Genomic DNA, 26,378 nt, shown 5'->3' on the forward strand with positions numbered 1-26,378 from the left:
GTTCGAGCGCTTCACCGGGCAGTTTCTCCCTTGTCGCCAAGCTCACGTATCACTCCCGTGGGCAGGCCCTTAAAATTTGAGTTACTTAACGGTAATTAGCGTCAGCATCACTGTGTCTTTGGAGCGTGAGAGACCTTGGCCGGATCGGCTGATTTCGACCTGTACCGCCCGTCCGAGGAGCACGACATGCTCCGGGACGCGATCCGCTCACTGGCCGAGGCGAAGATCGCGCCGCACGCCGCGGCGGTGGACGAGGAAGCCCGGTTCCCCCAGGAGGCCCACGACGCCCTGGTGGCCGCCGATCTGCACGCCGTGCACGTACCGGAGTCGTACGGAGGCGCGGGCGCGGACGCGCTGGCGACGGTCATCGTGATCGAGGAGGTGGCGCGGGTCTGCGCGTCCTCGTCCCTGATCCCCGCGGTGAACAAGCTCGGCTCCCTGCCCGTCATCCTCTCGGGCTCCGAGGACCTGAAGAAGAAGTACATGACGCCGCTGGCCAAGGGTGACGGAATGTTCTCGTACTGCCTCTCCGAGCCGGACGCCGGCTCGGACGCGGCCGGCATGAAGACGAGGGCGGTCCGGGACGGCGACTTCTACGTCCTGAACGGCGTGAAGCGCTGGATCACCAACGCGGGCGAGTCGGAGTACTACACGGTGATGGCCGTGACCGACCCCACGAAGCGCTCGAAGGGCATCTCGGCGTTCGTGGTCGAGAAGTCGGACGAGGGTGTCTCCTTCGGCGCCCCCGAGCGCAAGCTCGGCATCAAGGGCAGCCCGACGCGCGAGGTCTACCTCGACAACGTCCGCATCCCGGCCGACCGCATGATCGGCGACGAGGGCACGGGCTTCGCCACCGCGATGAAGACCCTGGACCACACCCGCATCACGATCGCCGCGCAGGCGCTCGGCATCGCGCAGGGCGCCCTCGACTACGCCAAGGGCTACGTCCAGGAGCGCAAGCAGTTCGGCAAGCCGATCGCCGACTTCCAGGGCATCCAGTTCATGCTCGCCGACATGGCCATGAAGATCGAGGCCGCCCGCCAGCTGACGTACGCCGCCGCGGCGAAGTCCGAGCGCGGTGACAAGGACCTGACCTTCCAGGGCGCGGCGGCCAAGTGCTTCGCCTCCGACGTCGCCATGGAGGTCACCACGGACGCCGTCCAGCTCCTCGGCGGCTACGGCTACACCCGCGACTACCCGGTCGAGCGCATGATGCGCGACGCCAAGATCACCCAGATCTACGAAGGCACGAACCAGGTCCAGCGGATCGTGATGGCACGGAACCTGCCGTAGGTTCCCCGGCCGGTCCGCAAGGCGTTCCGGCCCGCTCGACGACCACGCGGCCCCCGGCGTCACGCCGGGGGCCGCGCTGTGCCGTCAGCCGCAGTTGTGCGGGGGAGCGGCCTGGCCGAAGAACATCAGGGTGCCACCGGGCGTCTCCATGATGAGCATCTCGCTCACGCACGAGCCGGGTGCCTTGATCTTCACCGGTCCCGCGTAGCTGCCGAACGCGCCGTGGTCGCGGTCGAAGGTGCCGTCGTTCTCCTTGTAGATGGAGAGGTCCAGCTGGGTGGCCGTCCCGACGTACACCGACTTCACGAACACGGAACAGTTGTACGTCCCGTCGTAGTACGAGTACACCGTTCCGATCTTGCCGGTGTAGCCGCTCCTGTTGGCGTTGACGGACTTCGAGTAGACCAGATTGCCGTCACACCCGTAGGCGCCCGCCGCGGCCGGCGCCGCCGTGACGACCGGTGCGACGACGGCGACTGAGGCCAGCACCGTGGCGGTGGTCAGCCACTTGGTGAACTTGGACGGCTTGCGTACTCGCACCAGGTTTCTCCCGTTTCAGTTGTGATCAGGTCATGACACCTGACGCATCCTGACATGTTCGGGAGGGTGAGTGGAGATCATTTCCGGACCCGCCGACGCGCTGTGCGCTCGGCGGGCCCGTCACGAGGGAGAGGTGGAGGCGGCCCGGGGTCAGTTCCCCGACACCGTGACCTTCTCGTCGTTCTTCAGCTGCTCCACCAACTGCTTGACCTTGGCGGTGTCCCACTGGAGGTTGCCGTTGCCGGAGTTGCCCGAGATCGGCATGTTCATCGACTTGCCGTCACCGCTGGTGATGCCCTTCATGGCCCAGAACATGGAGCCGAGGTCCCACAGGGACATGTCCTTGTCGACGGTGAGGGTGTCGAGGCCGGAGCTCAGGGTCGGGTAGAGCTTGAAGGGGTTGAGCACCGTCGAGGGGGTCGCCGTCTGGTTGGCGAGCGCCGAGAGGAACTTCTGCTGGTTCTTCGTACGGTCGAGGTCGCTGCCCGCGAGCGCGTACCGGGTCCGCACGAACGCGAGGGACTGCTCGCCGTTCAGGGTCTGCTTGCCCGCCTCGAAGTCGGCGCCGGACTTGGAGTCCTTCATGCCGCCCTTGGGGATGTCGATCTCCACGCCGCCCACCGAGTCGACGATCTTCGCGAAGCCGGCGAAGCCGATCTCCGCGTAGTGGTCGATGCGCAGTCCGGTGTTGGCCTCGACCGTCCGGACGAGCAGCTCGGGCCCGTCCTCCGCGTACGCCGCGTTCAGCTTCACCTGGCGGCCGGTGCCCGGGAAGGTCTTGCCGGACTCGGAGCCCTTGAACGTGGGGATCGTCACGTTCGAGTCGCGGGGCAGCGAGATCATGGTGTTCCCGTTGCTGCCGACGTGCAGGATCATCATCGAGTCCGTGCGCTTGCCCTCGGCGGAACCGGTGTGGAGCTTCTTCTTCTCCTCCGCGGTCATGCCCGCGCGGCTGTCGGAGCCGACGATCAGGTAGTTCGTGCCCTCGCCGGTGTCGGGCCGGTCGATGACCTTCGACAGGTCGACGTCCCGGTTGAGCTTGGAGTCGGCCCAGAAGTACGTGCCGACGGACACCACGACCAGCAGCGTGACCACCGTGATCGAGATCCACTTGATCCGCCGCCGCCAGTTCGGCGCGGGCCGGTCCCGCAGGCCGCCCGGCCCCTGCGGACCGCCGCCGCCGGGCGCGCCGTAGACCTGGCCCGAGTTGTAGCCGCTGTCGTAGCCGCCCTCGCCGTGACCGTCGGTGTACGTGGGCTGCGGCGGGACCCCGTGGGGAGGTGCCGAGCCGGCTCCCCGGCCGCGCTGCACCTGCCGCATCACACGGGCGCCCTCAGGCTGGGCGCTCGCGCCGCCACGGCCTTGGCGGTCGCCGCCGTTGTTTCCGGACCATCCCTGGGGCCAATCGTTCATGCGCCCCAGTGTGCAGTGCTCGACTGCGTGGCATACAAGAGTCTTCGGAATATCGGATCAGGGCTGTTGCAGATCTGATGCAAAACGACCCTTTCGCGCCCCCGGCATAGGGTGGGCGGCATGACAGACCAGGCCCACGCCCCGGAGTCCGATATTCCGGGCAAGCCGACTTCGGCGTCCCGAACCACCCTCAGCCACATCATGACCCACGGCGACACCAACCTTCTGGGGACGGTGCACGGCGGAGTGATCATGAAACTGGTCGACGACGCGGCCGGGGCGGTGGCCGGGCGGCACTCCGGAGGCCCCGCCGTCACGGCCTCGATGGACGAGATGGCGTTCCTGGAGCCGGTACGGGTGGGCGACCTGGTCCATGTGAAGGCCCAGGTGAACTGGACCGGCCGCACGTCCATGGAGGTCGGTGTCCGCGTCCTCGCCGAGCGCTGGAACGAGTCGACGCCGCCCCAGCAGGTCGGCTCGGCCTACCTCGTCTTCGCCGCGGTCGACGCCGACGGCAAGCCGCGCCGGGTCCCTCCGGTATGCCCGGAGACCGAGCGCGACGAGCGGCGCTACCAGGAGGCACAGATCCGCCGCACACACCGCCTGGCCCGCCGCCGAGCCATCATGGACCTCCGCGAACGCCGCTCCGCAGAGGGCCTCGACTAGCGCGCCACCCCTGACAAGGCAACCTGCGCACAAGCCAGCCTGGACCCCGCCCCGCAAGGGGCGCGGGGAACGGCGCACAGGCCGGGCTGGGCCCCGCCCCGTAAGGGGCGCGGGGAACTGCGCGCTCAGCCCCCACCGTCCCGCGGACGAAGTGCGACTCAGGGGCGCGGGGAACGGCGCAGAAGCCAGGCCCCGCCCCTCAGGGGCGCGGGGAACGGCGCACAGCCCCCCCGGCCCGCCGGTCAAAGGGGGGCATCGGGCGCCCCGCCCGACCGACGCCCCTACGGGCAGACCACCTGGTCGCCCGTCACCGCGTCGAACTCCCCCTGCGTCGGATCCTCCGCCCGCACCTTCCGCACCTCGGTGAAGTCCGCGCCCGCGATCACCTTCATCAGGGGCCCCCGCCCCGGCACGGCCCGCAGCTCACTGCCCGGCAGGGCCGCCGCGAGGGACTTCGCGGAGCGGTCCCAGCGCGGGTCGTACAGGACGACGGTCCGCCGCGCGGACCGGTCCTGGGCGTTCACCGGCGCCCGCGTCGTACGGAACCCGGTGGCGGCCAGCCCGCTGTCGACGCGACCGCCCAGCCCGGCGGTCATCGTCCCGTTCTCGACCTGGACCCGGATCTGCTGCGGGGCGACATCGACGCGCAGCGCTCTGGAGCGGACCCGGTGCGGTGCGAGCGGCTTGTCGTCGCGCAGGGTCCTGAAGAGCCGCCCCGCCTTCTTCTCGTCCCACTTCAGCGTCGAGCCGATGCCCTTCACGGCGTACCCCATCTTCCCGATCGGGACCGTCGTGAACTCCGACGAGGACGGCGAGAAGGCCCGCATCGCCCGCCCCAGGTCGATCAGCTCGTCCGTCCCGAAGCCCTTGTCCGCGCGCACGGAGCCGAGCACGGCCTGCGTCACGTCGCGGAACCTGACCGGGTTGAGCAGGACCCCGGACGACGTGGCCTGGGCGATCAGCGCCGCCAGGAACCGCTGCTGGCGCTGCATCCGGCCGAGGTCCGCGGCCCCGTCGATGTGCCGCGAGCGCACGTACTGCAGCGCCTGGCCGCCGTTCAGAGCGTGGGTCCCGGCGGGCAGGTCGAGCCCGGTGTACGAGTCCTTCAGCGGCCGGGCCGTGCAGATCCGCACTCCGCCGATGACGTCCACGGTCTTCATGAAGCTCGTGAAGTCGACCTCCAGATAGTGGTCGATCTTCACGTGGGTCATGTTCTCGACGGTGCGCACGGTCAGCCGCGGCCCGCCCTCCGCGTACGCGGCGTTCAGCTTGACCGGGTGCGGTCCGTGCCGTTTGCCGGTGGTCTGGTCGACGTGCGCGGGCGTCTCGGCGTACGAGTCGCGCGGCAGGCTCACGATGCTGGCCCGCCGCCGGTCCTCGGAGAGGTGCACGATCATGACCGTGTCCGTGCAGTGGCAGGGGGCGCCGCCGAGCCGGTACTTCTCCTTCTCCTCCGGGGTGATCCGGTCCCGTCCGTCGGTGCCGACCAGGAGCACGTTCATGCCGTGGCCCCGCTCGGGCCGGTTCTTCATGTCCTTGAAGGGGTCGATCCGGTTGATGTCGGAGTCGAGGCCGGTGACCACCGCGTGTCCGATGCCGGCCGCCGCGAGGACCGCCACGGACAGCGAGGTCGCCACCCGGGTGGCCCAGCGGGCGCGGCCGCGCCGTACGGGCGGCCGCGCTGGGCGCGGCCGCTGGGGTGGGGCGGGGGAGCGGGGCGGGGTGGGCAAGGCGGACACCTCCGCGTCGGCCGGGTGTGGGGGTCCGTGAGCACCGTAGGCCCATACGATCTGCTGCCCGGCGCAGCGACCGGGCGGCGCGCGTCCGTGTCCCCCATTCGCGGTAACGTAATCCGCGATGAACGCCAAGCCCGACGCGCAGCTTCCCCCCGTGTCCGTGATCATGCCCGTCCTCAACGAGGAACGGCATCTGCGCGGAGCCGTCCAAGCGATCCTCGCCCAGGAGTACGGGGGCGAGATGGAGGTCGTGATCGCCATCGGTCCCTCCTCGGACCGAACCGACGAGATCGCGGCCGAACTCGTGCGCGAGGACCCCCGCGTGCACACGGTCCCGAACCCGACCGGCCGCACCCCCGCCGCACTGAACGCCGCGATCAAGGCCTCGCGCCACCCGATCGTCGTGCGCGTCGACGGGCACGGCATGCTCTCGCCGAACTACATCGCGACCGCCGTGCGTCTCCTGGAGGAGACCGGCGCGCAGAACGTCGGCGGCATCATGCACGCCGAGGGCGAGAACGACTGGGAGCACGCGGTCGCCGCCGCCATGACCTCGAAGATCGGTGTGGGCAACGCCGCCTTCCACACCGGCGGCGTGGCGGGCCCCGCGGAGACGGTCTACCTGGGCGTCTTCCGCCGGGAGGCGCTGGAGCAACAGGGCGGCTACAACGAGGAGTTCGTCCGCGCCCAGGACTGGGAGCTGAACTTCCGGATCAGGGAGGCGGGGGGCCTCATCTGGTTCTCGCCCGAGCTGCGGGTCTCGTACCGTCCGCGCCCCTCGATGCAGGCTCTGGCCAAGCAGTACAAGGACTACGGCCGTTGGCGTCATGTCGTCGCCCGCTACCACTCGGGTTCGATCAACCTGCGCTACCTGGCTCCGCCGACGGCGGTCTGCCTGATCGCCGCGGGTCTCGTGGTGGGCGCGGCGGTGACCTCCTGGGGCTTCCTGGTCCCCGGCGGCTACCTCGCCGCCATCGCGGTGGGTTCACTGCCCGCGGGCAAGGGCCTGCCCCTCAGGGCACGGCTGCGGATCCCGGTGGCCCTGGCGACCATGCACATGTCGTGGGGCTGGGGTTTCCTGACCAGCCCGAAGGCGCTGGCCCGGAAGGTCATCGCGTCGCGGCGACCGGCGGTACTGAGCGGGAACTGACCGCGACGGCGGATCGGGCGGAGACCGGTCACGGCGCCCGGCGGTGATCGCCGGGCGCCGTTGTGTGTCACCGGGGTGTGCGGCCGACCGGTCGTGTCAGCGGGCGCCGGCCGCCGCGGCGGCCTTGAGGATCGCTGCCTTGCGGTCCTTGAGCGTGTTCAGCTGTTGCTGGTTCTTCTCGACGGCCCGGTTCTGGTACGCGACCTCGACGGCGTACCAGGTGCCGATCACGTTGTGCTTGCGCTTGCACGCGACATCGGCCTCGGCCACCCGGAGCTCCCCGGGTGTCGCGTTCGGCGCCTTGGCGAACCGCTTGTCCTCCACGGCGGCCATGGGGTGCGCGTAGGAGTAGCCGCTTTCCTTCATGCAGGCCGACCAGGCGGCGAACACCTTCTTCACGCGGGAGTCCTTCTGCGACTCCTGATAGGTGAAGCCGGCGAGTTGGTCCGCGAACTCCTCCTTGTCCGGATGGACCTTGGGCCCCGCGGAGGCCAGGCCGCGCAGGGACTTGCCCCAGCAGCCCCCCTTCGGGATCGCCTTGCCGTTCTGCTCCTGCGCCTTCTGACCGTCCTGCGGTCCGAACAGCACGAGGGACTCGGCGGGCGAGTAGTTCTCCTTCGGAGGTCTGGCGCCGCGAGCGGTGGGGTCCGGGTGGTAGCCGTAGCGCGAGGCGGTGGCCGGGTCGGTCACGCCGTAGCGGTGGGCGTCGCGCAGCGCCTTGTCGCCCCGGTAGAGGGGCCGCGGCTCCAGGTCGAAACCGAAGCCGCGCATGCACTCGGCGGCGAGCAGATCCTCCCCCTGCCGCTTGGTGCGCTCCTCGGCGTCGGTCCAGGCGTACGCCTCCAGCGGCAGTTGCAGATTGCGCGCGCCGGACATGGACGGGGTGGCCGTGACCTTCGGAGGGTTCTTGAAGTCGACCGGAGGAGCCTCTTTGGAGCGGCTGCCCGGTTCGTCGCCGCTGTCCGAGCCCGATGCGCAGCCGGTCAGCCCGAGGGCGGCGCAGACGAGCGCCGCCCCGAGCAGTCGTACGGTGGTACTGCGTGACATGTGGTCGTCCGCTGCCTAGAAGGGCTCGTAGCTGGACGCGTTGTTGTTCTGCAGCCAGCCCGGCGTGTTGCGGCGCACACCGTCACAGGTGTGGTTGTGGCGCTGCCCGTTGAAGTTCGAGTTGAAGAAGATCGCGTAGTTGTAGCGGGTGCCGGAGCACTTGGCGGACGACGCGTTGTTGCCGACGACCTGACCCTTGCCGGCGCCGCTGGAGAGGAACACCTCGAGGTGGTGGTTCGGGGCCTCGTCGTAGAAGTCCCTGAAGGACGACGCTCCGTACTCGGTCGAGTGGTAGTACATGCACAGCTCACCGCTGTTGCACACGCCGTCGTCGTAGGCGGCCTGGGCCGGCGCCGTGGTCAGCGCGATGGTCCCGAGCGCGAGCGCCGCTGCTGCGAAGAAAGAGCGAACTCTCATGGTGTCCTCCCGTTGGTGTGGGCTTCCTGTGCCCAACGGCGAAGGATCTTGGCATGACTTTTGTTCAAGTAGGAGGTTTGTCAGGTCCATGTGACCGAAAATGATCACTGTGGCCGTAAGTGATCGTTCAGTAAATGGCCTGCAATGAAAGTGACTTGACAGTCATCGAAGCCAAATGGTCATCTCTTGGGCGGCCATGACATGTGACGGCCTCACTCGCCACCTGTCATCCGCAACTGGGGGAGTGTGTGGTGTCGCAACAGGGGGAGAGCTCCGGCCTGACCCGGCGCAAGCGGTCGCTGACCGCGCTCGCCGTGGGGTCCGTGGTGCTCGTCGGTGCCGCTCTCTGGACCTCGGTCTACGTGAAGTCACCGGCCCAGGCCGCCGCCGAGGCGCAGCCGCCCGCCCCCGACGTGCTCACCGCGTCCGTCGAACGGCGCGTGCTCGCCGACACGGTCGTCACGCGGGGCTCGGTCAGGGCATCGCAGACGGTGGACATCGCCCCGGGCGGCACAGCCGCGGAGGACGCCGCCAAGCCCGTGGTCACGAAGGTCATGGTGCGCTCGGGCCAGACCTTCCGAAGCGGCCGGGTCCTCGTCGAGGTGTCGGGCCGCCCGGTGTTCGCCCTGCGCGGCAAGCTCCCCGTCTACCGGGACCTCAAGCCCGGCTCCCACGGAGACGACGTACGCCAGCTCCAGGAGGCGCTGCGCGACCTCGGTCATGCCACGGGCGGCGACGCCGCGGGCACCTTCGGAGCGGGCACCAAGACAGCCGTCGGCGCGTTGTACGCGTCCATCGGCTACGAGCCGGTGACCACGGGCGGCGGCAAGGACGGCGGCGACCCGCTGGAGGGCGCACGCGACGACGTGAAGGGCGCCCAGCGCGCGCTCGACGGTCTCGTGCGTGACAAGGCCGACGCCGACGAGATCCGTTACGCCCGCGAGGACCTGGCCGAGGCCAGGTCCGAACTGGCCGACGCCGAGGCGGTGTCGGGGCCGATGGTGCCCGCCTCCGAGGTGGTGTTCCTCTCGGGCTTCCCCGCCCGCGTCGACGGCATGACCGCGAAGGTCGGAGCGGCCGCGGGTGAGAAGCTCGCCACCGTCTCCGCGGGGAAGCTCGTCGTCACGGGATTCCTCGGCGCCCAGGAGAAGGACCTGATCCGCCCGGGCCAGAAGGTCCAGGTGCTGTCCGAGGTGTACGGCGACGAGCTGACCGGTACGGTCAGCGCCGTCGCGAACACCCCCACGGTTCCCGAGGCGGAAGGCGAGGGAGCGGCCGCGGCGGCGCCGGCCGGGCAGGGATACGCGGTCACCGTGAAGCCGGACCGCGCGCTCCCCGGCCGCCTCGCGGGTCAGGACGTCCGGCTCACCGTCGAGGCGGGCTCATCGGGCGGGAAGGTCCTGGTGGTCCCGGTCTCCGCGCTGTCCGCCGGGGCCGACTCGCGCACCAGGGTCACCGTGCTGGAGCGCTCCGGCGAGCGGCGCCGCGTCGAGGTGCGGCCCGGCACCTCCGGTGACGGATACACCGAGGTGACCCCGGTGGGTGGGGCCAGGCTCGCCGAGGGCGACAAGGTCGTCGTGGGCGTCAGGCCCGCGGAGGGTGACGAGGCCGTCAAGTGACCACACCCGCGGTGCCGCCGGTCATCGAGTTCCGCGGCACAGGTCTCACGTATCCCGGGCCGCCGCCCGTACCGGCCCTCAGACCCTGTGACCTGGTGATCCGGCAGGGGGAGTACGTCACGATCGTCGGGCCCTCCGGTTCCGGCAAGTCGACGTTCCTCAACATCGCCGGGCTGCTGGACGCACCCACCGAGGGGCAGTACCTCCTCGACGGCATCGACACCGGCCCGCTGGCCGACGCCGATCGCACGGGACTGCGCGGCCGGCGCATCGGATTCGTGTTCCAGAGCTTCCACCTGCTGTCGCACCGCTCCGCGCTGGAGAACGTCGAGCTGGCGATGGTCTACAACGGCGGGGCGCGCCGGGGCCGCCGGGAACGGGCCCGCGAGGCCCTCGTGCGGGTCGGCCTCGAACACCGGACCGACGCGCTGCCCACCCGGCTCTCCGGAGGTGAGCGCCAGCGCGTCGCCATCGCCCGGGCGCTGGTCGCCCGGCCCTCACTGCTGCTGTGCGACGAACCGACCGGCAACCTCGACACGCACACCGCCGAGTCGGTCCTCGGACTCCTCGACGAACTGCACCAGGACGGCATCACCCTCCTCGTGATCACCCACGCGCCGGACGTCGCGGCCCGCGGTCGCCGCACGATCACCATCCGGGACGGCGTGCTCAGCGAGCAGGTGTCCGTCTGATGCGAATCCCCGAGGTGAAGTGGGTGCGGCGACGGAGGGCCGGGGGAACGACAGCCGACCGGTCGCGGTTCAGTCCGCGCGACCTGCTGTCTGAGTCCGTCGCCGGAATCCTCCAGCGTCCGGCGCGCTCCGCCCTGACCGCGCTGGGTACCGTGCTGGGCGTCGGCACGTTCGTCGCGGTCCTCGGCCTCACGGCCACCACGTCCTCACAGATCGACTCCCGCTTCAACGAGTTGACCGCCACCGAGGTGACCGTCGAGGACACCGGCGGCGAACAGCCCGAGTTCCTCTCCAACGCCTTCCCCGCCGACGCGGACCGGCGTATCGGCGCGCTGGGCGGGGTCCGGGAGGCCGGTGTGTACTGGCCCGTGCGCCTCGGACCCGGCACCGTCGTGAGCGCCGCGCCCGTCGGTACGGAGGGGACAGGGGAGCAGACGCAGGTGGTCGCCGCGTCTCCCGGCGTCCTCGCGGCGGCCGGCCCGCACCTGGCGCAGGGGCGGATCTTCGACGAGTACCACGACCGGCGGGGTGAGAACGTCGCCGTGATCGGCGCCGGACTCGCCTCCCGCCTGGGCATCACCACGCTGGAGACGGCCCCGGCCATCTTCGTGGAGGACCGCGCCTTCACGGTGATCGGCATCGTCGACGACGTGCGGCGCAAGGCGGACCTGCTGTTGTCGGTGGTGGTGCCGCGGACCACGGCCGAGAAGATATGGGGCGGCCCGGAGGCAGGACAGCGGGCCAAGATGCTCATCTCCACCGAGCTGGGTGCCGCCCGGCAGATCGCCGCCGAGGCGGCGCTGGCCCTCGACCCCGCGCACCCCGACCACTTCAAGGTCGTACCGCCGCCGGATCCGAGATCCCTGCGCGGTGACGTCACCTCCGACCTGAACCAGCTCTTCATGCTGATGGCCGGGATCTGCCTGGTGATCGGGGCGGTCGGCATCGCCAACACCACACTCGTCGCCGTCCTCGAACGCACCGGGGAGATCGGCCTGCGCAGGGCGCTCGGCGCTCGCGGCCGCCATGTCACCGTGCAGTTCCTGGCGGAGTCGGGCGCCCTGGGGGCGCTCGGCGGGCTGGTCGGCACCAGCCTCGGCACGGTGACCGTGGTCGGTATGGCGGTCGTCCGTGACTGGACACCGGTCATCCATCCGGCGACCGTCGTCGCCGCCCCGGCAATCGGCCTGGTCACCGGGGTTCTCGCGGGGCTCTACCCCGCGTGGCGCGCCAGCCGCATCCAGCCCGCGGAGGCGTTGCGCCGCTGAGGCACAGCGCTCCCCGCTTCTTCAGCCCGGCTCCGGCCGGCGCCGACCTCGCAGAGTCTGTGGAACCTTGTGCGGGCCCCTCCCCGGTGGGGGAGGGGCCCGTTTCGTCAGTACCGGGTGAAGGCCGGGTTCAGGTGCGCAGGCCGGCCGTCAGGCCGTCACAAGCGGTAGGGCTTGTACACCGGCATGCACGCGCCGCTGTCGGAACCGCTCACGACGTCGGCATCCTTGGGAAGTTCCCCGGCCTTCGGCGCGGACTGCTTCGGATAGGCCGTGCCGTTCCGCCAGTCGCCGCCCACGACCAGGGTGACCCCGGAGACGTCGGTCGACTTCTTCACCGAACTCAGCGGGATGCCCAGGGACTTGGCGACCGCCTGGGCGTCGCCCTCCAGCTCGGCGCTCGGGAAGCGGACGACCGTCCTGTCCTCGGCCACCGCGGCCGACCTGTCGGCCGTCGCCCTGGTGAAGCCCTTCTGGGTGAGCAGCCCGGCGATCGTGCTCGCCCTGCCGCCGACCGGGCCGAGCGTGGCCGACTGCGTGCCGTTCCGCACCGCCACAGCGATCTCGTCGTCCGCGGCCGCCGGGTCCTTGGAGACCTTTTCCGCGGCCTTCTTCTTCGCCGTTTTCCCGCCCTTGTCGAACGCGATGTCGTCGCGGACCATCGTCCACACCTTCTCGGCGTCGGCGCCCGCCGGGACCAGGTGGTTGGGGTCCTGCGGGTCGACGACGGTCGGTACGGTCGTCATGGTGATCCGCTTGGTCGGCACCGTCTTGAGCTGCATGCCCAGGTCGTACAGGTCCTTGACCGAGCCGAGTTCCTCGGAGACCTTCAGGGACTTCGTGGCTGCCTCGGCCAGGCCCATCAACCGCCCGCCGTCGGTGAAGACGTTCTGGTCCTTCAGCGTGCGGATCATCGAGTTCATGTACATGTGCTGGGCCTTGGCCCGGCCCAGGTCGCTGTAGAAGGCGTGCCTGGTGCGCAGCCACTGCAGGGCCTTCTTGCCCGTGATCTTCTGCTTGCCGGCATCCAGCCGCAGGTTGGAGCCGCCGGGCACGCCGGGCAGCGGGCGGTCCCACATCTTGTGCTCCACACAGACCTCGACACCGCCGATGGCGTCCGCCATCTTCACCACACCCGCGAAGTCGATCGTCATCCAGTGGTCGATGTAGACACCGGTGAGGTTCTGCCAGGTGGCCAGGGTGCAGCCGGCTCCGCCGCGGCCCAACGACGCGTTGATGATGTTGTTGGTCGCGGGGTACTGCTCGTCGGTCTCGGGATCCGTGCACTTCGGGATGTCGACCCGGGTGTCGCGCGGAATGCTCACGACGGCGGCGCTCTTGCGGTCCGCGGACAGGTGGATGAGCATCTGGACGTCGCCCAGCGGTTTGCTGCCGACCTGGTCCCGGCTGCCGCCGAGCTTGACGTTCTCCGTGGAGTTACGGCTGTCGGAGCCGATCAGCAGGATGTTCAGCGGTGTCTGGCCGGCCGCGTTCGGCTTCGACTTCTCCGCCTTGGAGTCTCCGCTGGCGCGCTCGCCCTTCTGGATGTTGCTGTTCAGGTGCTGGTAGTAGAGGTAACCGGCGCCGGCCGTCCCGAGTATGAGCACCGCGAGGGTCGCGGCGGACCACCGGAGTATGCCGTGTTTGCTGCGGGGTCGCGGTGATCTGCCATGCCGGCCACCGCCGGCGTCACCCCCCTCCTGCTGTGCCCCACCACTGTGCGAGCCGCCCTCCCCCGTGGCCGACCGGTCATGTGGTCGGGTCCCCTCTCCCCGCACACTGCTCTGCACCATCTCCCTGCCTCCCACCCCTGCGCCCGACACAAAGAATCCGTCGTACGCCTGTTAGACGCACGACGGACCCTTTGGGTTACCCGGCGCACTCAACCTTGTCTGCCGTCGATTTCTCGACGTCCGCCGAACCGGCCGACGGAGCGGTCAGTGAAACCCCGGCCCCCTTGAAGTCCTCTCCCAGGGTCAGCGAAATCGCAGGCAGGCCCTGGGAGTTGGTCACGCTCTTGCCCGGCTTCATCGCCGACCCGGGCAGACCCATGAGGTCGGCGAGCCTGCGTGCCTGATCGGCCTGGTCAGGAGCGTACTCAAGAGTAGTCTTTTTCAGCGTCACTCCGGCGTTGCCCGCGTTCTCGGACTTGGTCACACCCTCTTCGACCTGCAGCCAGTTGAGGGTCTCCTGCGCGGACCCGCCGGGGGCACCGCCGTTGAGGACCCTGACGCGTACCTCCGAAGGGTCGGCCTTGCTGCCCTTGAGCCGGGCGGCCACGGCGGCCTTCTCCTTCTTCTTCTCCTGCTTGACGGCGGTGAGTGACACGTCGTCCTTCACCAGGGCGAACAGCTCCTTGGCGTTGGGCTCCTTGAAGACGACCGTCGCCTTGATGTCCTCGGTCGGATTGTCGACCACCGGCACCGTCGTGAAGGACAGGTTCTTCATGTCGAACTTGCCCAGTTCCAGGCCCAGATCGCGGAGCTTGGTGATGCTGCCGATCTTCGAGTCGACGGTCAGCGCCTTGGTGCCCGCCTCGGCCAGCTTCACGAGCTTCGTCGGACTGGTGAGGGTGTCGTTCGACTTCAGCTTGCGCATCAGCGAGCTGAGGAACTGCTGCTGGATCTCGATCCGGCTCAGGTCGCCGCCGAAGCCCACGGAGTGACGGGTGCGGACGAAGGCGAGCGCCTCCTCACCCTGGATCTTGTGCTCACCCTTGGACAACTTGAGCTTGGAGTCCGGGTCGTTGATGTCCTTGGCCAGACAGACCTCGACGCCGTCGACCGCCGAGGTCAGCGTCTTGACCGCGTTGAAGTCGGCGATCATGAAGTGGTCCAGCTTGATGCCGGTCATCGCGGTGACGGTCCGCATGGTGCAGCTCGGCGTGCGGCCCTCCTGGCCCAGGCTGTTGTTGAAGCGCGTGCTCAGCGTGCCCGGGATGACCTTGGTGGAGCCGTCCTCCTGGGTCGTCGGACAGTCCGGGATGTCGGTGATCAGGTCACGCGGAATGCTCATCGCGGTGGCGTTCGTACGGTCCTTGGAGACATGCAGCAACACCGTGGTGTCGGCGTGCCCCGGGCTGTTCGAGTCGCCGTAGCCGCTGTTCCCGGCACCCGTGCGCTTGTCCGTGCCCACCAGCAGGACGTTGATCGCCCGGTCCTTGCTGAAGCCGCCGGTACCCGCGCCGTCGTCGGAGACGGACGTGATGTTGTCGTTCAGGTGCTTCCAGTAGAGGTACCCGGCCGTACTGGCGCCGACGAGCAGGAAGGCCATCGTGCCGCCCGTCCAGACCAGGATCTTCTTGCCCCTGGACTGTTTGGGCCGGCCCTTGCGGCGGCCGGGCGGCGGGCCCTGCGGCGCGCGTCGTCTGCGCGGTCCGGGCACGCCCGGTTCCGGCGCCTCCTCGGGCGTTTGCTGCCGCTCCCGGCCGGGAGCGGAGCGCCCCCGCGGGGGCGTGGCACCGCCCGCCGTTCTGCGAGCGCGGGGACCGGGGACCGCTGACTGCGCTGCGGAAGCCTGCAGTCGCAGTTCGTAGTCGCCGGTGCTCGGGTTGAGTACCCACTGGTCTGCGGGGTCGATATCGTCCGCCCGCCCACGGCCTTGCGCGTCCACGGTTGCTTGAGTCCTCCGTCGGGGCCACGCGGCGTCTTTCCCCCTCAAAAGACGCTCGGTCAGTCGGTCCAACCAGTGCGCGACCTCAGGACAGACCTCGTGGCCGGGTGCACCGGATCGCTCACACTATCCGCCCTGTTCGGCGTCAAGCGACGACGGTGACAAATTCCACGTCCCTACAACCGGGCAATCCACCCAATTCTTTGAACGTACGTTCTCTCTCTTGGTGTGCCCTTTACTCAGCGGGCCGTTCCGGCGTCAACCGCACGCGTCCTCGGCGGCCGTGTTCCCCCGGAAAGTCGGCGCGGGACTCGTGGCGGGCGAAGGGTCGGCGGCCCGTTTTCCGTCTGATGTGCCGTTCTGTGGTTCCGCCGGGCCCGAGTGGCGTCCGTCGCGCCCTTCTTGGCCCTCGTCACCCTGCCGAAAAGGCCCGTAGCCGTACGAATCGCCGTGCGCATCACCGGATGTGTCCTCGGTGTTCTCGGTGCCCTCGGTCTCATCCGGTGCCGTACGGCTCCACTGTGTGCCGGAATTTTCCGGAAGTTCCTTGGTGACCTCCAACGGCGCGTCCGTACGCAGCCGTTCGAAGAGTTTCTCCGCCTCGGGTTCCACGAGCTGGTCGCGATTGGCGTTGTAGGCGTACGACTCCCTGGGCACGGTGAGGAATTGCACCCGTTCGGTGGGGATGTTGCGCATGCCGCGCACCAGGTCGTAAAGGCCCCGCAGGCTCGCCAGTGCGGGGTCGGTGGTGAGCGACGACGTCGCCGCGTCCAGCACGGGATAGAGCTTCACCGGATTCAGCAGTACGTCGTTGCTGCGCACCTTGTTGACCAGCGCGCCCAGGAAACGCTGCTGGCGGTCCATCCGGTCGGTGTCGCTGCCGTCACCGATGGTCTTGCGGGCGCGTACGTAGCCGAGGGCCTGTTCGCCGTTGAGCCGCACCTTGCCCGCGGGCAGCCGCAGCTTGGCCGCGGGATCGTCGATCGGCTCCTTGAGGCACACCTCGACGCCGTCCACCGCGTCGACCATGTCCTTGAACCCATGGAAGTCGACCACCATGTGGTGGTCGACCCGAACGCGGGTCAGTTTCTCGACGGTACGGATCGTGCAGGCCGAACCGCCGCTCTGGAAGGCGTAGTTGAACATCGCGAACAGGGGCGCCGTGCGGGTGCCGTCGGGCCGGCGGCAGCTCGGTACGTCCACCATCAGGTCGCGGGGGAGCGAGACGGCGGTCGCGCTGCGCCGGTTCGCCGCCAGGTGCAGCAGGATCGTGGTGTCGGAGCGCTCGGTGCCGGAGTCCCGTCCGTACTTGCCGTTCCCGTCCCCCGACCGCGAGTCCGAGCCGATCAGCAGGATGTTCTGGGCGTCCCGCACCAGCGAGGTGGGCCGCTCCTTCTCGTACCGGGCGAGCTCGGCGGCGGTGTCGTCGTCCGACGTGATGTTGCCGTTCAGCTTCTCGTACACCGCCCACCCGGCTCCCGCCGCGGCCACGAGGACCACGGCGGTGCCGATGCCCGCGTACCGCAGCCACCGCCGGCGGCGCCGGGCGGCACCGGCTCCGGTGGCGGACGCGCCCGCGCCGGGCCCGACCACCCCCTCGCCGTGCGTGCCTCCGCTGCCGCTCACGCCACGCTCCACCCCTCCTGCCGTTCGGAACCTGCCCCTACGACCATGACCCGGCGGGGGACGGGGGGCTTCGGGGGAGGGGCCGAACGGGGGACGGGACCGGGGATGCGGCGGGGCCGGAGGCCGACGTCTCCCGGCCCGCCGCGCGGGCGAGGGAAACCGCCCACGCCGCGCGGCGAACCCGCGCGGCGAACCCGCTCAGCGAGCCGTGGAGGTGACCCGCTCGCTCTCGATCCGCTTGGCCAGGGAGTCGCCCCCGAGCTGGTCGAGGTTCCGGCACAGCACCACGGACCCGCCGGTGGCCAGCGGCGCGTAGAGACCGGCGCTCAGCCCGTCCCACGTGTCGTACGAAAGCGCGGACAACAGCCGGGACCCGGGCCCCGTCAGGTCGAGCCCGGGAGCGTCGGCCCGCGCCCGCTCGACGACCTCCGCCCCCGTCAGCTCCGCCCCGGCCACGACCAGTGCGGCACTCTCCGGGTCCACCGGGCCGTACGGCCGGAAGACGTCACCCTGACCGGGCACCTCGACGGCGTAGTCGGCGTACCCGGCCGGCGGCTGCGCGAAGCGGCGTCCCAGCGGCGCGAGCGACAACGCCACCCGCTCCCCGGAACAGGCGAGCCCGGCCTCGAACCGGCCCGGTCCGGCGACCACGTGATCGGCAACGCCCGCGTCACCCCCGACATCCGCCACCACGCCCGCGGACGAACACGCGAGCAGCCACACCGCCGTCTGCCAGTGCGCGGGCAGCAGCAGCGCCACGCGCTCACCGGGCTCGGCGCCCAGTTCGCCCTGGAGCAGATTCGCGGTCTTGGCCACCCAATTGGCGAAGGTGGCCACGGACAGTTCGACACGTTCGCCCGTGGCGTCGTCGTAGAAGGTCACCAGGGGGCGTGCGGGATCCGCGGCGAGCGCGGATCGCAGCAGGTCGGCGGGGGTGCGGTCGGTGGCGTTCACGGGACGCAAGCGTACGCGGGCACCTGCCCGGGCGGGGGAGCGAGGGCCACCGGTTCGGCCGAGTGCGGCCGACGGTCCGTCATATCCCGGATGGACAGATAAGTATGACTATGTCCAGGATCAGGGGCATGCGCGGACATCTTGCTTCCTCGATCGCCGTCACGTGTGCGGCCGCCCTGGCCTTCCCCCTGGCGCTGGCCTCCGACGCCGCGGCCACGCCCCTCGCCTCCGGAAGGCCGGCCGACGGCAGACCGGTCGCCGGGTGGACGACCCCGGACGGACCGGCATCCGGGCGAACGGCACGCGCCCGACCCGAAACGGCCAGGCCGTCCACCACCTCGGCGGGGCCCCGCACGGGCGCGGCGGCAGCCCCCGTGGCGTCGGCCGACCGGGCCGTCCCCGGCAGCACCCAGTCCCTCCCGCTCGCCCCCCTCGCCCCCGGTGCCTCCCACGTCACGCCCACCCCCTCCGGCGACCGCACGCTGGCCCCCGTGTCCGCCCCCGTCCAGGGCCTCGCCCGGCGGGACGTGCGGCACTTCTCCCTCGTGGGCGTCGTCTGGGACAACCCCGACAGCGAACTCCACGGCCGGGTCCAGGTCCGTACCCGCGCCACCGGCACCGGCAGATGGTCCGCCTGGCAGGACGTGGACACGCACAACCACGAGCACGCGGCCGACCCCGACACCGCGGAACGCACCTCCGGCCGGGTACGGGGCTCCACGGCGCCCCTGTGGGTGGGTGCCTCGGACGGTGTCGAGGTCCGCGTCCAGGCGGAGGCGGACGGCCGGGCGGGCGCCGACGGGAGGGCCGCCGCGAGCGAGCCCCTCCCCAGGGGACTGCACGTCGAACTGGTCGATCCCGGCGCCGAGCCCCCGCCCCAGGGCTCCGAGGTGGACGTCCCCCGCGCCACGGCCCTGACCGCCGAGTCCGCGGCCTCCTCCGCCGTCAACGCCGACCTCGCCCCCCTCGGAGCCACCGAGATCCCGGCCCTGAGCCAGCGGCAGACGCGGGCCGACCTGCTCGCGACCCGCGGCGAGGGCGAGGAGACGACGGGTACGACGGGCACGACCGGTACGGCCGGTACGACGGACACGGCCGGCTCGGCGGCCGGCCAGCAGGCGAAGCCGTACATCGGCGCACGTCCGCGCATCGTCACCCGCCGGGGCTGGGGCGCCGACGAGACGATCCGCGAGCGGAACTTCAGCTACACGAAGACAGTGAAGGCCGCCTTCGTCCACCACACCGCGTCGGGCAACAACTACCGCTGCGCGCAAGCCTCTTCAGTCATCCGCAGTATCTACCGCTACCACGTGAAGAGCAGCGGCTGGCGTGACATCGGCTACAACTTCCTCGTCGACAAGTGCGGAAACATCTACGAGGGACGGGCCGGTGGCGTGGCCAAGCCGGTCATGGGCGCGCACACTCTCGGTTTCAACACCAAGAGCATGGGGATCGCGGTCCTCGGAAGCTTCGGCGGCATCAACCCGCCGGCCCCCGCGGTGAAGGCCGTCGCCCGGCTCACCGCGTGGAAGCTCGGCCTCTTCGGAGCGAACCCGCAGGGCAAGACCTACCTCACGTCGGGTGGCGGGAATCTCTACCGAAAAGGAAAGAACGTACGACTCAATGTAATCTCCGGTCACCGGGACGGATTCGCCACCGAATGCCCGGGCGGCCGGCTGTACGCGAAGCTCGGCAGTGCCCGTGCCACTTCGGCCCGCTACCAGGGACGATGAGGTCCGGTCGGCGGGAACGCTGAAGCTCGGCATGCCGGGTCCCCAAACCCGGCGGCTCCCCACGGCCATCCTCCCCCAGAGGCGCCCCACAGCCATCTAAACGGTCTGCACACACTGGCCGGTCGAAAGACAGTTCGGCCGGCCCCAGCAGGAAGCAGAGACGACAGGTGACAGAAGCGATCCTCCTGGTCGGCGGCAAGGGCACACGGCTGCGCCCCCTCACGGTGCACACGCCGAAGCCGATGGTTCCGGCGGCCGGGGTACCGTTCCTCACGCACCAGCTGGCACGGGCGAGAGCGGCGGGGGTCGAGCACATAGTGCTCGCCACGTCCTACCTGGCCGAGGTCTTCGAGCCCTACTTCGGCGACGGTTCGTCGCTGGGGCTCCACATCGAGTACGTCACCGAGGACGAACCCCTCGGCACCGGCGGCGCCATCCGGAACGTGGCCTCCCGCCTGAGATCCGCCCCCGACGATCCGGTCCTGATCTTCAACGGGGACATCCTGACCGGCCTGGACATCCCGGCCCTGGTCGACACCCACCGGTCGTCGGGCGCGGACGTGTCGCTGCACCTGACGCGGGTGGCGGACCCGAGGGCCTACGGCCTGGTCCCGACCGACGCCTCGGGCCGCGTACAGGCGTTCCTCGAGAAACCCCAGACCCCCGAGGAGATCGTCACCGACCAGATCAACGCGGGCGCGTACGTCTTCCGCCGCTCGGTCATCGACGCGATCCCCGCCGGCCGTCCGGTGTCGGTCGAACGGGAGACGTTCCCGGACCTCCTGGCCTCCGGGGCCCACCTCCAGGGCATGGTCGACTCCACGTACTGGCTGGACCTGGGCACTCCGCAGGCCTTCGTGCGCGGCTCCGCCGACCTGGTCCTGGGCAGGGCCCCGTCCCCGGCGGTCCCGGGGCGCTGCGGCGACCGCCTGGTCCTGCCGACGGCCACGGTCGCCCCGGACGCCAAACTGACCGGCGGCACGGTCATCGGCAGCGGCGCGACCGTGGGCGAGGGGGCGCGCATCTCCGGCAGCACGATCCTGGCGGACGCCGTCGTCGAACCGGGCGCGGTCGTCACGGACTCCCTGATCGGCGTGGGAGCCCGTGTGGGCGCCCGCTCGATCCTCACCGGCGTGGTCGTCGGCGACGGCGCGTCGGTGGGCCCGGACAACGAACTCCGCGAGGGCGTACGCGTCTGGTGCGACGCCCGCATCCCGCAGGCGGCACTGCGCTTCTCGTCTGACCAGTAGCGCCGCTTCTTGTCGGACCAGTCCGCCGGTGAGCGCCAGTAAGTACTGGTAGGGATCGGCACGAACGATCAGCAACCAAGGATCAGCAACAAGGGGGGACCCCGGTACCGCCGGGGGCCGAGGAGGGGGGCCCGGGCCTGCGCGCCACACGGCGCAGGCTCACACCTCCGGCGCGGGGGAGCCCGCAGTCACAGCCGTCCGATGTCCCCACGAGGCATCTTCGGATGCCGCCGGGGCGGCGTCCGCCCGCTCAGCAGAATGAGCCGGGCGGCCCGATGCCGCTGGCCCGCGTACGGCTCCAGCAGCGAGAGCATCACGGCGTCGTCCGCGTCCCGGTCGCCGGCGAGGGCGTATCCGACGATCCCGGGAAGGTGCAGGTCCCCGACCGTCACCGCGTCCGGCGCCCCATGGCTGCGCTGCACGGTCTCCGCCGAGGTCCACGGCCCGATCCCGGACACCAGCTCCAGTCGCTCGCGGGCCGCCTCCGCGTCGAGCGCCACGGCCTCCTCCATCCGCCGGGCCACCCGTACGGCCCGCAGGATCGTCGACGCCCGTTTGTTGTCGACCCCGGCCCGATGCCACTCCCACGAGGGAATCAGCGACCAGACCCGGGGCTCCGGCATGACGAACATGCGCCCGTCGACGGGCCCGGGCGCGGGCGTCCCGTACTTGCGCACGAGCGAGCGCCAGGCCCGGTAGGCCTCGTCGGTCGTGACCTTCTGCTCCAGGATCGACGGAATCAGCGACTCCAGCACCAGGCCGGTACGTGTCAGCCGCAGCCCGGGCCGCCGGTGCCGGGTCGTCGCGACCAGCCGGTGCCGGGGTTCGAAGGCCCCGGGGTCGTCCGCCTCACCGAGCATCAGGGGGAGTTGGTCGAGCAGCCACCGCGCCCCGGGCCCCCACGCCTCCCCCTCGACGACACCTCCGCGTACGCACACCCGCAGGGTCCCGGGCCCGACGGGCGTGAGGCTGGCCCGCCACACGGCCCCGTCCGGGGTCCTGCGGAAGGCCGGGTCCGCGGGGCCACGCCGCAGCGGCCCGAGCACCAGGCCCAGGTCGAGCGGCCAGGGCGGCGCCCAGCTCCGTCTCCGCCCGGCGGCGGCCTCCGTCGGCATCTGCGTCCGGGCCCGCGCCTGGGTCTGCCCGGGCACGACGACATGCCCGCCGCGCACGGTCGTACGCGTGGGTCGCTGTTCGAAGCGTCCGGCCACGGAGAGGGTCCTGGGAGTGTTCGGGAAGGGAGGCCCGGGGAGCGGGCTGAGGGGAGGGATCGGGGCGGTGCCCTACGAGAGTAGGGCCGACGTCAGCGGACCTCGATGAAAACCCCGGCATCCCGCTCGGGCCGGGCCTTCGGTTCCCCGGCCGCGTGTCCCACGGCGACGGCTCCCATGGGATCCCAGCTCTCCGGCAGTCCGAGCACGTCCCGCACGACGTCCCGGCAGAACATCGTCGACGACACCCACGCGGACCCGAGCCGCTCCCCGGCGAGCGCGACCAGGAAGTTCTGCACACCGGCGCCCGTGGCGACCACGAACATCTCCCGCTCGGCCCCGTCACGCCGGGCGTCCCCGTACGTGTGCGACCCGTCCATGACGAGACACGGGACGACGAGGTACGGCGCCCTGCGCAGCACGTCCCCGCGTCGCACCCGCTTGGCGATGGACTCCGCGCTCTTGCCGTCCCGCTCCAGGTCGGTGATCCAGGCGTCCCGCATGGCGTCGAGGAGCCGCGTGCGCGACGCGGCCGACTCCAGGAGGACGAATCTCCACGGCGTCGTGTGGTGCGGGGCCGGCGCGGTCACGGCCGCGGCCACCGCGCGCCGCACGGCGCCCGGGTCCACCGGCTCGTCGGTGAAGTCCCGGACGGTACGCCGCTGGGTGACGGCCTCCCGTACGGCCTCGGAGGTCCCGAGCCGGAACATGTCGTCGCGGGCGCCCCGGACCATCCCGCGGGTCCCCTCGTCGGCGTCGTCCGTGCCCACCAGGTGGGGCAGTCCGCGGACGACGGCGACGGGCAGCCCGGCGGCCTTGCCCTTGACCAGGTCACCCGCGGCGGCGAGCTCGTCGGCGGTCGCGACGACGGTCGCGCCGAGCGGGTTGCCGTGCGCGTCCGTGCCGCCCCGCAGATCGTCGAGCACGCGCACACCGGCGGCCCCGATGGCGACATCGGTGAGCCCGGTCCGCCACGGCCGCCCGAACGTGTCCGTGACCACGACGCCGACCTCCACGCCGAGCGCGTCCCGCAGGCCGTCCCGGATCGCCCGCGCCGAGGCGTCCGGGTCCTCGGGGAGCAGCAGCACCGTCCCGGCGGGCGTGTTGGAGGCGTCGACCCCGGCCGCGGCCATCACGAGCCCCTGCCGGTTCTCCACGATCCGCAGCGGCCCGCGCCGGGCCACGACCCGTACGGTCTCGGCGTCGATGGCGGCCTCGCGGTCCTCCGCCTCGACGACGCGCCCCTCGGCCTTCGAGACGATCTTCGAGGTGACCAGCAGCACGTCACCGTCCACCAGCCCGGGCCCGGCACCGGCGATCAGCTTCGCGAGGTCGTCGCCCGGGCGCACCTCGGGCAGCCCGGCCAGCGCCCAGACCCGGAAACCGGGAGTGTCCGGCGCGAACCCGCCGCCCGGCATCCCCGTGCTCCGGGACGTCTCGTCGCTCAAGCGCCCCGCACCTCCTCCGCCAGCGTCAGAGCCTCACGGGCCATCGCGGCCGTCGCGTCGAGGTCGGTCATCATCAGCGGTACGGCACGGCACCGGATGCCGGCGTCCGTGACGCGCTCCACCACCCCGGCGTCCACCGTGTCGACCAGCCATCCGTCGAGGAGCCCCGAGCCGTAGTGCTCGGCGACCGCCGCCGCGGTGGACTCGACACCGACGGCCGCCAGGACCTTGTCGGCCATGCCGCGCACGGGCGCGTCCCCGACGATGGGGGAGAGGCCGACCACCGGCACCCCGGCCTCGGCGATCGCCTCCCGGATGCCCGGCACGGCGAGGATCGTGCCGATGGACACCACGGGGTTGGACGGCGGGAAGAGGATCACGTCGGAGGAGGCGATGGCCTCCAGCACCCCGGGCGCCGGCTTGGCCTGCTCGGCCCCCACGGGCACCACGGCGTGCGCGTCCACGGAGGCCCGCAGCCGCACCCAGTACTCCTGGAAGTGGACGGCCTTGCGCTCGCCGTCCACCTCGACGGCCACATGCGTCTCGACCCGGTCGTCGGACATGGGGATCAGCCGGACACCCGGCTTCCACCGGTCGCACAGCGCCTCCGTGACGGCGCTGAGCGGATATCCGGCGCTCAGCATCTGCGTCCGCACGATGTGCGTCGCGAAGTCCCGGTCGCCCAGACCGAACCAGGAGGGCCCCGCGCCGTACGCGGTCAGCTCCTCCTTGAGGTGGAACGTCTCGTCGGCCCGCCCCCAGCCCTGCTCCTCGTTGATACCGCCGCCGAGCGTGTACATCACCGTGTCGAGATCGGGGCAGACCTTCAGCCCGAAGAGGTGGATGTCGTCCCCGGTGTTGCCGATGACGGTGATGTCCGCGTCCGGCGCGGCCTGCTGGAGACCACGCAGGAACCGGGCACCGCCGATGCCGCCTGCCAGAACCACAATGCGCATGGCACGCAGTCTTGCAGGCGGCCACGGCCGCGCGTCGGCCGGTTACGAGACGTCGGCCCCCGAGCACCGCGCGTGGGGCGTCTCCTCGGCCGGCCGGGTCCCGGCCAGGCTCTCGGCCTGGGGCTGGGAGCCGGTCCGGGGAAGCATCGGCATCTCCGTCAGTCCCGGGTGGTACACGTGCAGGCTTATGGCCGGTTCGAGGGAGTCGTTGACGACCTCGTGCACGTAGCCGGGCGCGAACACCCGCTGAGCGCCCGCGCCGAGCGCGCGCGTGCCCCGCTCGGTGCGCTCGGTCAGGGCGCCCTCCAGGACGGTGAGTACGCCGGAGGAGCGGCCGTGGTCGTGCAGTCCGCTGCCCTGTCCGGGGACCCAGGACAGCAGCCACACCTCGTAACCGGGTCCGGTGCTCAGCCGGTGGTACCAGCGGGAGGCGGCGTCGTACCGGACGAGGTGCTCCCACTGGGAGCGATCGGCGGCGATGGAGCGGGCGAGGCCGACGAACTCGGCCACGGTGGACGGGTGCTCGCGCGGCGGCTGGAGGAGATGGGGTACTTCGAGGATGTCGCCGGCGATCTGGAGGTCGCTGTCGCTGTTCATGGGGTGCGGTGGTTTCCTCGGCGGAAGAGAGTGCTGGAGGTCTGGGGTGTCACGTACCGGCCGCCCGGATCGCGGGCGTGAGGTGTGCCCAGGTACGGGCGGGGGACCAGCGGCCGGATCTCAGTGGACCCGGCGGCAGCGGGAGCGCGGTCGGCTCAACAGCTGCGACAGCAACAGCTACAGCGAGCGTGGGCAGCACCGGGGGACCCGGCGGTGCGGGTCGAGGTGAGTGCCAAGTTCGCGAGCATGCCCACTAGGACATCGGCTCACACCCGCACTGTCAACTTCACGTCCGATATGTGGGCGATGTTTCACCTCATCCGGGCCTCCTCGAAGGTGAAAGGTTTGTGCAGGAGGTTGCCGGGACACATGGCGCACAACCGGGCGCACGAACCGTGGAGCGACCCCGAGATCCCTGTGCGATCCCAGTGATCCATATGTGATCCGGTTCGCTTCGTCGGCCGTGCCGGAACGAGATCGAACTCCTGGGCGTCCTCTTCTGTGCAGGTCCTGTTCCGTACAGGCCCTGCCGGAGGGGGAGCCTCACCGGGTCTCTTTCGCCTGTCAGGGTTTATGCCGATTTGAACACTTTCCGCAAAGCCTTGGTTCCGCAGAGTGAATAAGGGGCCCAATAGCAGATCTCGGCTTGACTGGCCTGGATCGGCACACTTGTAATTTCACTCGTGTCGTTCAGCCGAAATCGGTAGCGGCAGCATCACGGGGACGCGAGACGGACGAGGGGCGCACATGACCGAGCTGTTTCAGGAACTGCTGGTCGACGAGGCCGAAGAGGAGCTCGGCTGGCAGGAGCGGGCGCTCTGCGCGCAGACCGACCCCGAATCCTTCTTCCCCGAGAAGGGCGGCTCCACCCGCGAGGCGAAGAAGGTCTGCCTCGCTTGTGAGGTCCGCTCCGAGTGCCTCGAATACGCACTCGCCAACGACGAGCGCTTCGGCATCTGGGGCGGCCTGTCCGAGCGCGAGCGGCGCCGCCTGAAGAAGGCCGCCGTCTGACCGGTGCCCGGTCGCGACCCGATCGCGTTCCGGCCGCACTCCGACCGGACGGTGCACACCCCTACGTACTGATACGTAACGAACGGCCTGTCGCATGTGGGTTGTCCACAGGCGGCGGGCCGCGCTGTTGTCCAGCCGT

At 70.7% G+C, this 26,378-nt stretch carries 22 protein-coding genes; 9 read left to right on the forward strand and 13 right to left on the reverse strand.

What is annotated here, in order from left to right; genetic code table 11:
• The first annotated feature begins 135 nt into the window (after positions 1-135).
• Entirely contained in the window at positions 136-1,293 is a 1,158-nt protein-coding gene (locus KUF83_RS12875) for an acyl-CoA dehydrogenase family protein (RefSeq protein ID WP_217454786.1), read from the forward strand.
• A gap of 84 nt (positions 1,294-1,377) precedes the next feature.
• On the opposite strand, the gene KUF83_RS12880 is transcribed toward KUF83_RS12875, so the two are convergent.
• Positions 1,378-1,833 (reverse strand): hypothetical protein, encoded by a 456-nt coding sequence (locus KUF83_RS12880; RefSeq protein WP_217454787.1) that lies wholly within the window; start codon positions 1,831-1,833, stop codon positions 1,378-1,380.
• A gap of 150 nt (positions 1,834-1,983) precedes the next feature.
• Positions 1,984-3,246: an LCP family protein gene (locus KUF83_RS12885; protein WP_217454788.1), complete on the reverse strand. Its 1,263-nt coding sequence runs from the start codon at positions 3,244-3,246 to the stop codon at positions 1,984-1,986.
• Between the two features lie 120 nt (positions 3,247-3,366).
• Between KUF83_RS12885 and KUF83_RS12890 the strand changes: the two genes are divergently transcribed.
• Positions 3,367-3,912 (forward strand): acyl-CoA thioesterase, encoded by a 546-nt coding sequence (locus KUF83_RS12890; protein ID WP_217454789.1) that lies wholly within the window; start codon positions 3,367-3,369, stop codon positions 3,910-3,912.
• Positions 3,913-4,193: 281 nt separating this feature from the next.
• On the opposite strand, the gene KUF83_RS12895 is transcribed toward KUF83_RS12890, so the two are convergent.
• Positions 4,194-5,651: an LCP family protein gene (locus KUF83_RS12895; protein WP_374106052.1), complete on the reverse strand. Its 1,458-nt coding sequence runs from the start codon at positions 5,649-5,651 to the stop codon at positions 4,194-4,196.
• 118 nt (positions 5,652-5,769) lie between these two features.
• Between KUF83_RS12895 and KUF83_RS12900 the strand changes: the two genes are divergently transcribed.
• The gene (locus KUF83_RS12900; RefSeq protein ID WP_217454791.1) at positions 5,770-6,798 is read left to right on the forward strand and encodes a glycosyltransferase family 2 protein; all 1,029 of its coding nucleotides are present in this window, start codon (positions 5,770-5,772) and stop codon (positions 6,796-6,798) included.
• A 96-nt stretch (positions 6,799-6,894) separates the two neighbouring features.
• Here the strand turns inward: KUF83_RS12900 and KUF83_RS12905 are convergent, their stop codons facing one another.
• Both KUF83_RS12905 and KUF83_RS12910 read right to left on the reverse strand, forming a co-directional pair.
• Entirely contained in the window at positions 6,895-7,845 is a 951-nt protein-coding gene (locus KUF83_RS12905) for a hypothetical protein (protein ID WP_217454792.1), read from the reverse strand.
• A gap of 15 nt (positions 7,846-7,860) precedes the next feature.
• Positions 7,861-8,262 carry a hypothetical protein gene (locus KUF83_RS12910; protein ID WP_217454793.1) on the reverse strand — a complete coding sequence of 134 codons (402 nt, stop codon included), beginning with the start codon at positions 8,260-8,262 and terminating at the stop codon, positions 7,861-7,863.
• A 251-nt stretch (positions 8,263-8,513) separates the two neighbouring features.
• Between KUF83_RS12910 and KUF83_RS12915 the strand changes: the two genes are divergently transcribed.
• The 3 genes from KUF83_RS12915 to KUF83_RS12925 are packed head-to-tail and all read left to right on the forward strand — an operon-like array spanning position 8,514 to position 11,841.
• Positions 8,514-9,881, forward strand: a complete 1,368-nt coding sequence (locus tag KUF83_RS12915) for a peptidoglycan-binding protein (protein ID WP_308402984.1) — start codon at positions 8,514-8,516, stop codon at positions 9,879-9,881.
• The gene (locus KUF83_RS12920) at positions 9,878-10,573 is read left to right on the forward strand and encodes an ABC transporter ATP-binding protein (protein ID WP_217454794.1); all 696 of its coding nucleotides are present in this window, start codon (positions 9,878-9,880) and stop codon (positions 10,571-10,573) included. The genes KUF83_RS12915 and KUF83_RS12920 overlap by 4 nt, the downstream gene beginning before the upstream one ends.
• Positions 10,573-11,841 (forward strand): ABC transporter permease, encoded by a 1,269-nt coding sequence (locus tag KUF83_RS12925; protein WP_217454795.1) that lies wholly within the window; start codon positions 10,573-10,575, stop codon positions 11,839-11,841. Before KUF83_RS12920 ends, KUF83_RS12925 begins: the two co-directional genes overlap by 1 nt.
• Positions 11,842-11,999: 158 nt before the next feature.
• Here KUF83_RS12925 and KUF83_RS12930 read toward each other — a convergent pair whose 3' ends face one another.
• From KUF83_RS12930 to KUF83_RS12945, 4 genes are all read right to left on the reverse strand, one after another.
• Positions 12,000-13,634 (reverse strand): LCP family protein, encoded by a 1,635-nt coding sequence (locus KUF83_RS12930; protein ID WP_217454796.1) that lies wholly within the window; start codon positions 13,632-13,634, stop codon positions 12,000-12,002.
• A 76-nt stretch (positions 13,635-13,710) separates the two neighbouring features.
• Positions 13,711-15,453 (reverse strand): LCP family protein, encoded by a 1,743-nt coding sequence (locus KUF83_RS12935; RefSeq protein WP_217454797.1) that lies wholly within the window; start codon positions 15,451-15,453, stop codon positions 13,711-13,713.
• A 258-nt stretch (positions 15,454-15,711) separates the two neighbouring features.
• Positions 15,712-17,079 (reverse strand): LCP family protein, encoded by a 1,368-nt coding sequence (locus KUF83_RS12940; protein WP_374106053.1) that lies wholly within the window; start codon positions 17,077-17,079, stop codon positions 15,712-15,714.
• 198 nt (positions 17,080-17,277) lie between these two features.
• Complete coding sequence (locus KUF83_RS12945) at positions 17,278-18,033, reverse strand: TIGR03089 family protein (RefSeq protein ID WP_217454798.1); 756 nt, start codon at positions 18,031-18,033, stop codon at positions 17,278-17,280.
• 110 nt (positions 18,034-18,143) lie between these two features.
• On the opposite strand from KUF83_RS12945, the gene KUF83_RS12950 reads away from it, so the two are divergent.
• Both KUF83_RS12950 and KUF83_RS12955 read left to right on the forward strand, forming a co-directional pair.
• Positions 18,144-19,766 (forward strand): N-acetylmuramoyl-L-alanine amidase, encoded by a 1,623-nt coding sequence (locus tag KUF83_RS12950; RefSeq protein ID WP_217454822.1) that lies wholly within the window; start codon positions 18,144-18,146, stop codon positions 19,764-19,766.
• Between the two features lie 167 nt (positions 19,767-19,933).
• Entirely contained in the window at positions 19,934-21,016 is a 1,083-nt protein-coding gene (locus KUF83_RS12955) for a sugar phosphate nucleotidyltransferase (protein ID WP_217454799.1), read from the forward strand.
• A gap of 188 nt (positions 21,017-21,204) precedes the next feature.
• On the opposite strand, the gene KUF83_RS12960 is transcribed toward KUF83_RS12955, so the two are convergent.
• The 4 genes from KUF83_RS12960 to KUF83_RS12975 all read right to left on the reverse strand — a co-directional run bounded on the left by KUF83_RS12960 (position 21,205) and on the right by KUF83_RS12975 (position 25,228).
• The gene (locus KUF83_RS12960; protein WP_217454800.1) at positions 21,205-22,227 is read right to left on the reverse strand and encodes a DNA-3-methyladenine glycosylase; all 1,023 of its coding nucleotides are present in this window, start codon (positions 22,225-22,227) and stop codon (positions 21,205-21,207) included.
• A 92-nt stretch (positions 22,228-22,319) separates the two neighbouring features.
• Entirely contained in the window at positions 22,320-23,645 is a 1,326-nt protein-coding gene (locus tag KUF83_RS12965; protein ID WP_217454823.1) for a coenzyme F420-0:L-glutamate ligase, read from the reverse strand.
• 26 nt (positions 23,646-23,671) lie between these two features.
• On the reverse strand, positions 23,672-24,631 hold the full coding sequence (gene cofD / locus KUF83_RS12970) for a 2-phospho-L-lactate transferase (protein WP_217454801.1): 960 nt from the start codon (positions 24,629-24,631) through the stop codon (positions 23,672-23,674).
• A gap of 42 nt (positions 24,632-24,673) precedes the next feature.
• The gene (locus KUF83_RS12975; protein ID WP_254643762.1) at positions 24,674-25,228 is read right to left on the reverse strand and encodes a cysteine dioxygenase family protein; all 555 of its coding nucleotides are present in this window, start codon (positions 25,226-25,228) and stop codon (positions 24,674-24,676) included.
• Between the two features lie 747 nt (positions 25,229-25,975).
• Here KUF83_RS12975 and KUF83_RS12980 point away from each other — a divergent pair.
• Entirely contained in the window at positions 25,976-26,239 is a 264-nt protein-coding gene (locus KUF83_RS12980; RefSeq protein WP_053723761.1) for a WhiB family transcriptional regulator, read from the forward strand.
• Positions 26,240-26,378: the final 139 nt, after the last annotated feature.

The sequence above is a fragment of the Streptomyces sp. BV286 genome, assembly GCF_019090165.1.
GTDB lineage: Bacteria > Actinomycetota > Actinomycetes > Streptomycetales > Streptomycetaceae > Streptomyces.

Coding starts and splice junctions, on each gene's coding strand:
- KUF83_RS12900 (WP_217454791.1), top strand. CDS start 5,770: ATGAACGCCAAGCCCGACGCGCAGCTTCCCCCCGTGTCCGTGATCATG.
- KUF83_RS12975 (WP_254643762.1), bottom strand. CDS start 25,228: ATGAACAGCGACAGCGACCTCCAGATCGCCGGCGACATCCTCGAAGTA.
- KUF83_RS12965 (WP_217454823.1), bottom strand. CDS start 23,645: ATGCCGGGCGGCGGGTTCGCGCCGGACACTCCCGGTTTCCGGGTCTGG.
- KUF83_RS12950 (WP_217454822.1), top strand. CDS start 18,144: ATGTCCAGGATCAGGGGCATGCGCGGACATCTTGCTTCCTCGATCGCC.
- KUF83_RS12980 (WP_053723761.1), top strand. CDS start 25,976: ATGACCGAGCTGTTTCAGGAACTGCTGGTCGACGAGGCCGAAGAGGAG.
- KUF83_RS12930 (WP_217454796.1), bottom strand. CDS start 13,634: ATGGTGCAGAGCAGTGTGCGGGGAGAGGGGACCCGACCACATGACCGG.
- cofD (WP_217454801.1), bottom strand. CDS start 24,631: ATGCGCATTGTGGTTCTGGCAGGCGGCATCGGCGGTGCCCGGTTCCTG.
- KUF83_RS12905 (WP_217454792.1), bottom strand. CDS start 7,845: ATGTCACGCAGTACCACCGTACGACTGCTCGGGGCGGCGCTCGTCTGC.
- KUF83_RS12910 (WP_217454793.1), bottom strand. CDS start 8,262: ATGAGAGTTCGCTCTTTCTTCGCAGCAGCGGCGCTCGCGCTCGGGACC.
- KUF83_RS12885 (WP_217454788.1), bottom strand. CDS start 3,246: ATGAACGATTGGCCCCAGGGATGGTCCGGAAACAACGGCGGCGACCGC.
- KUF83_RS12925 (WP_217454795.1), top strand. CDS start 10,573: ATGCGAATCCCCGAGGTGAAGTGGGTGCGGCGACGGAGGGCCGGGGGA.
- KUF83_RS12890 (WP_217454789.1), top strand. CDS start 3,367: ATGACAGACCAGGCCCACGCCCCGGAGTCCGATATTCCGGGCAAGCCG.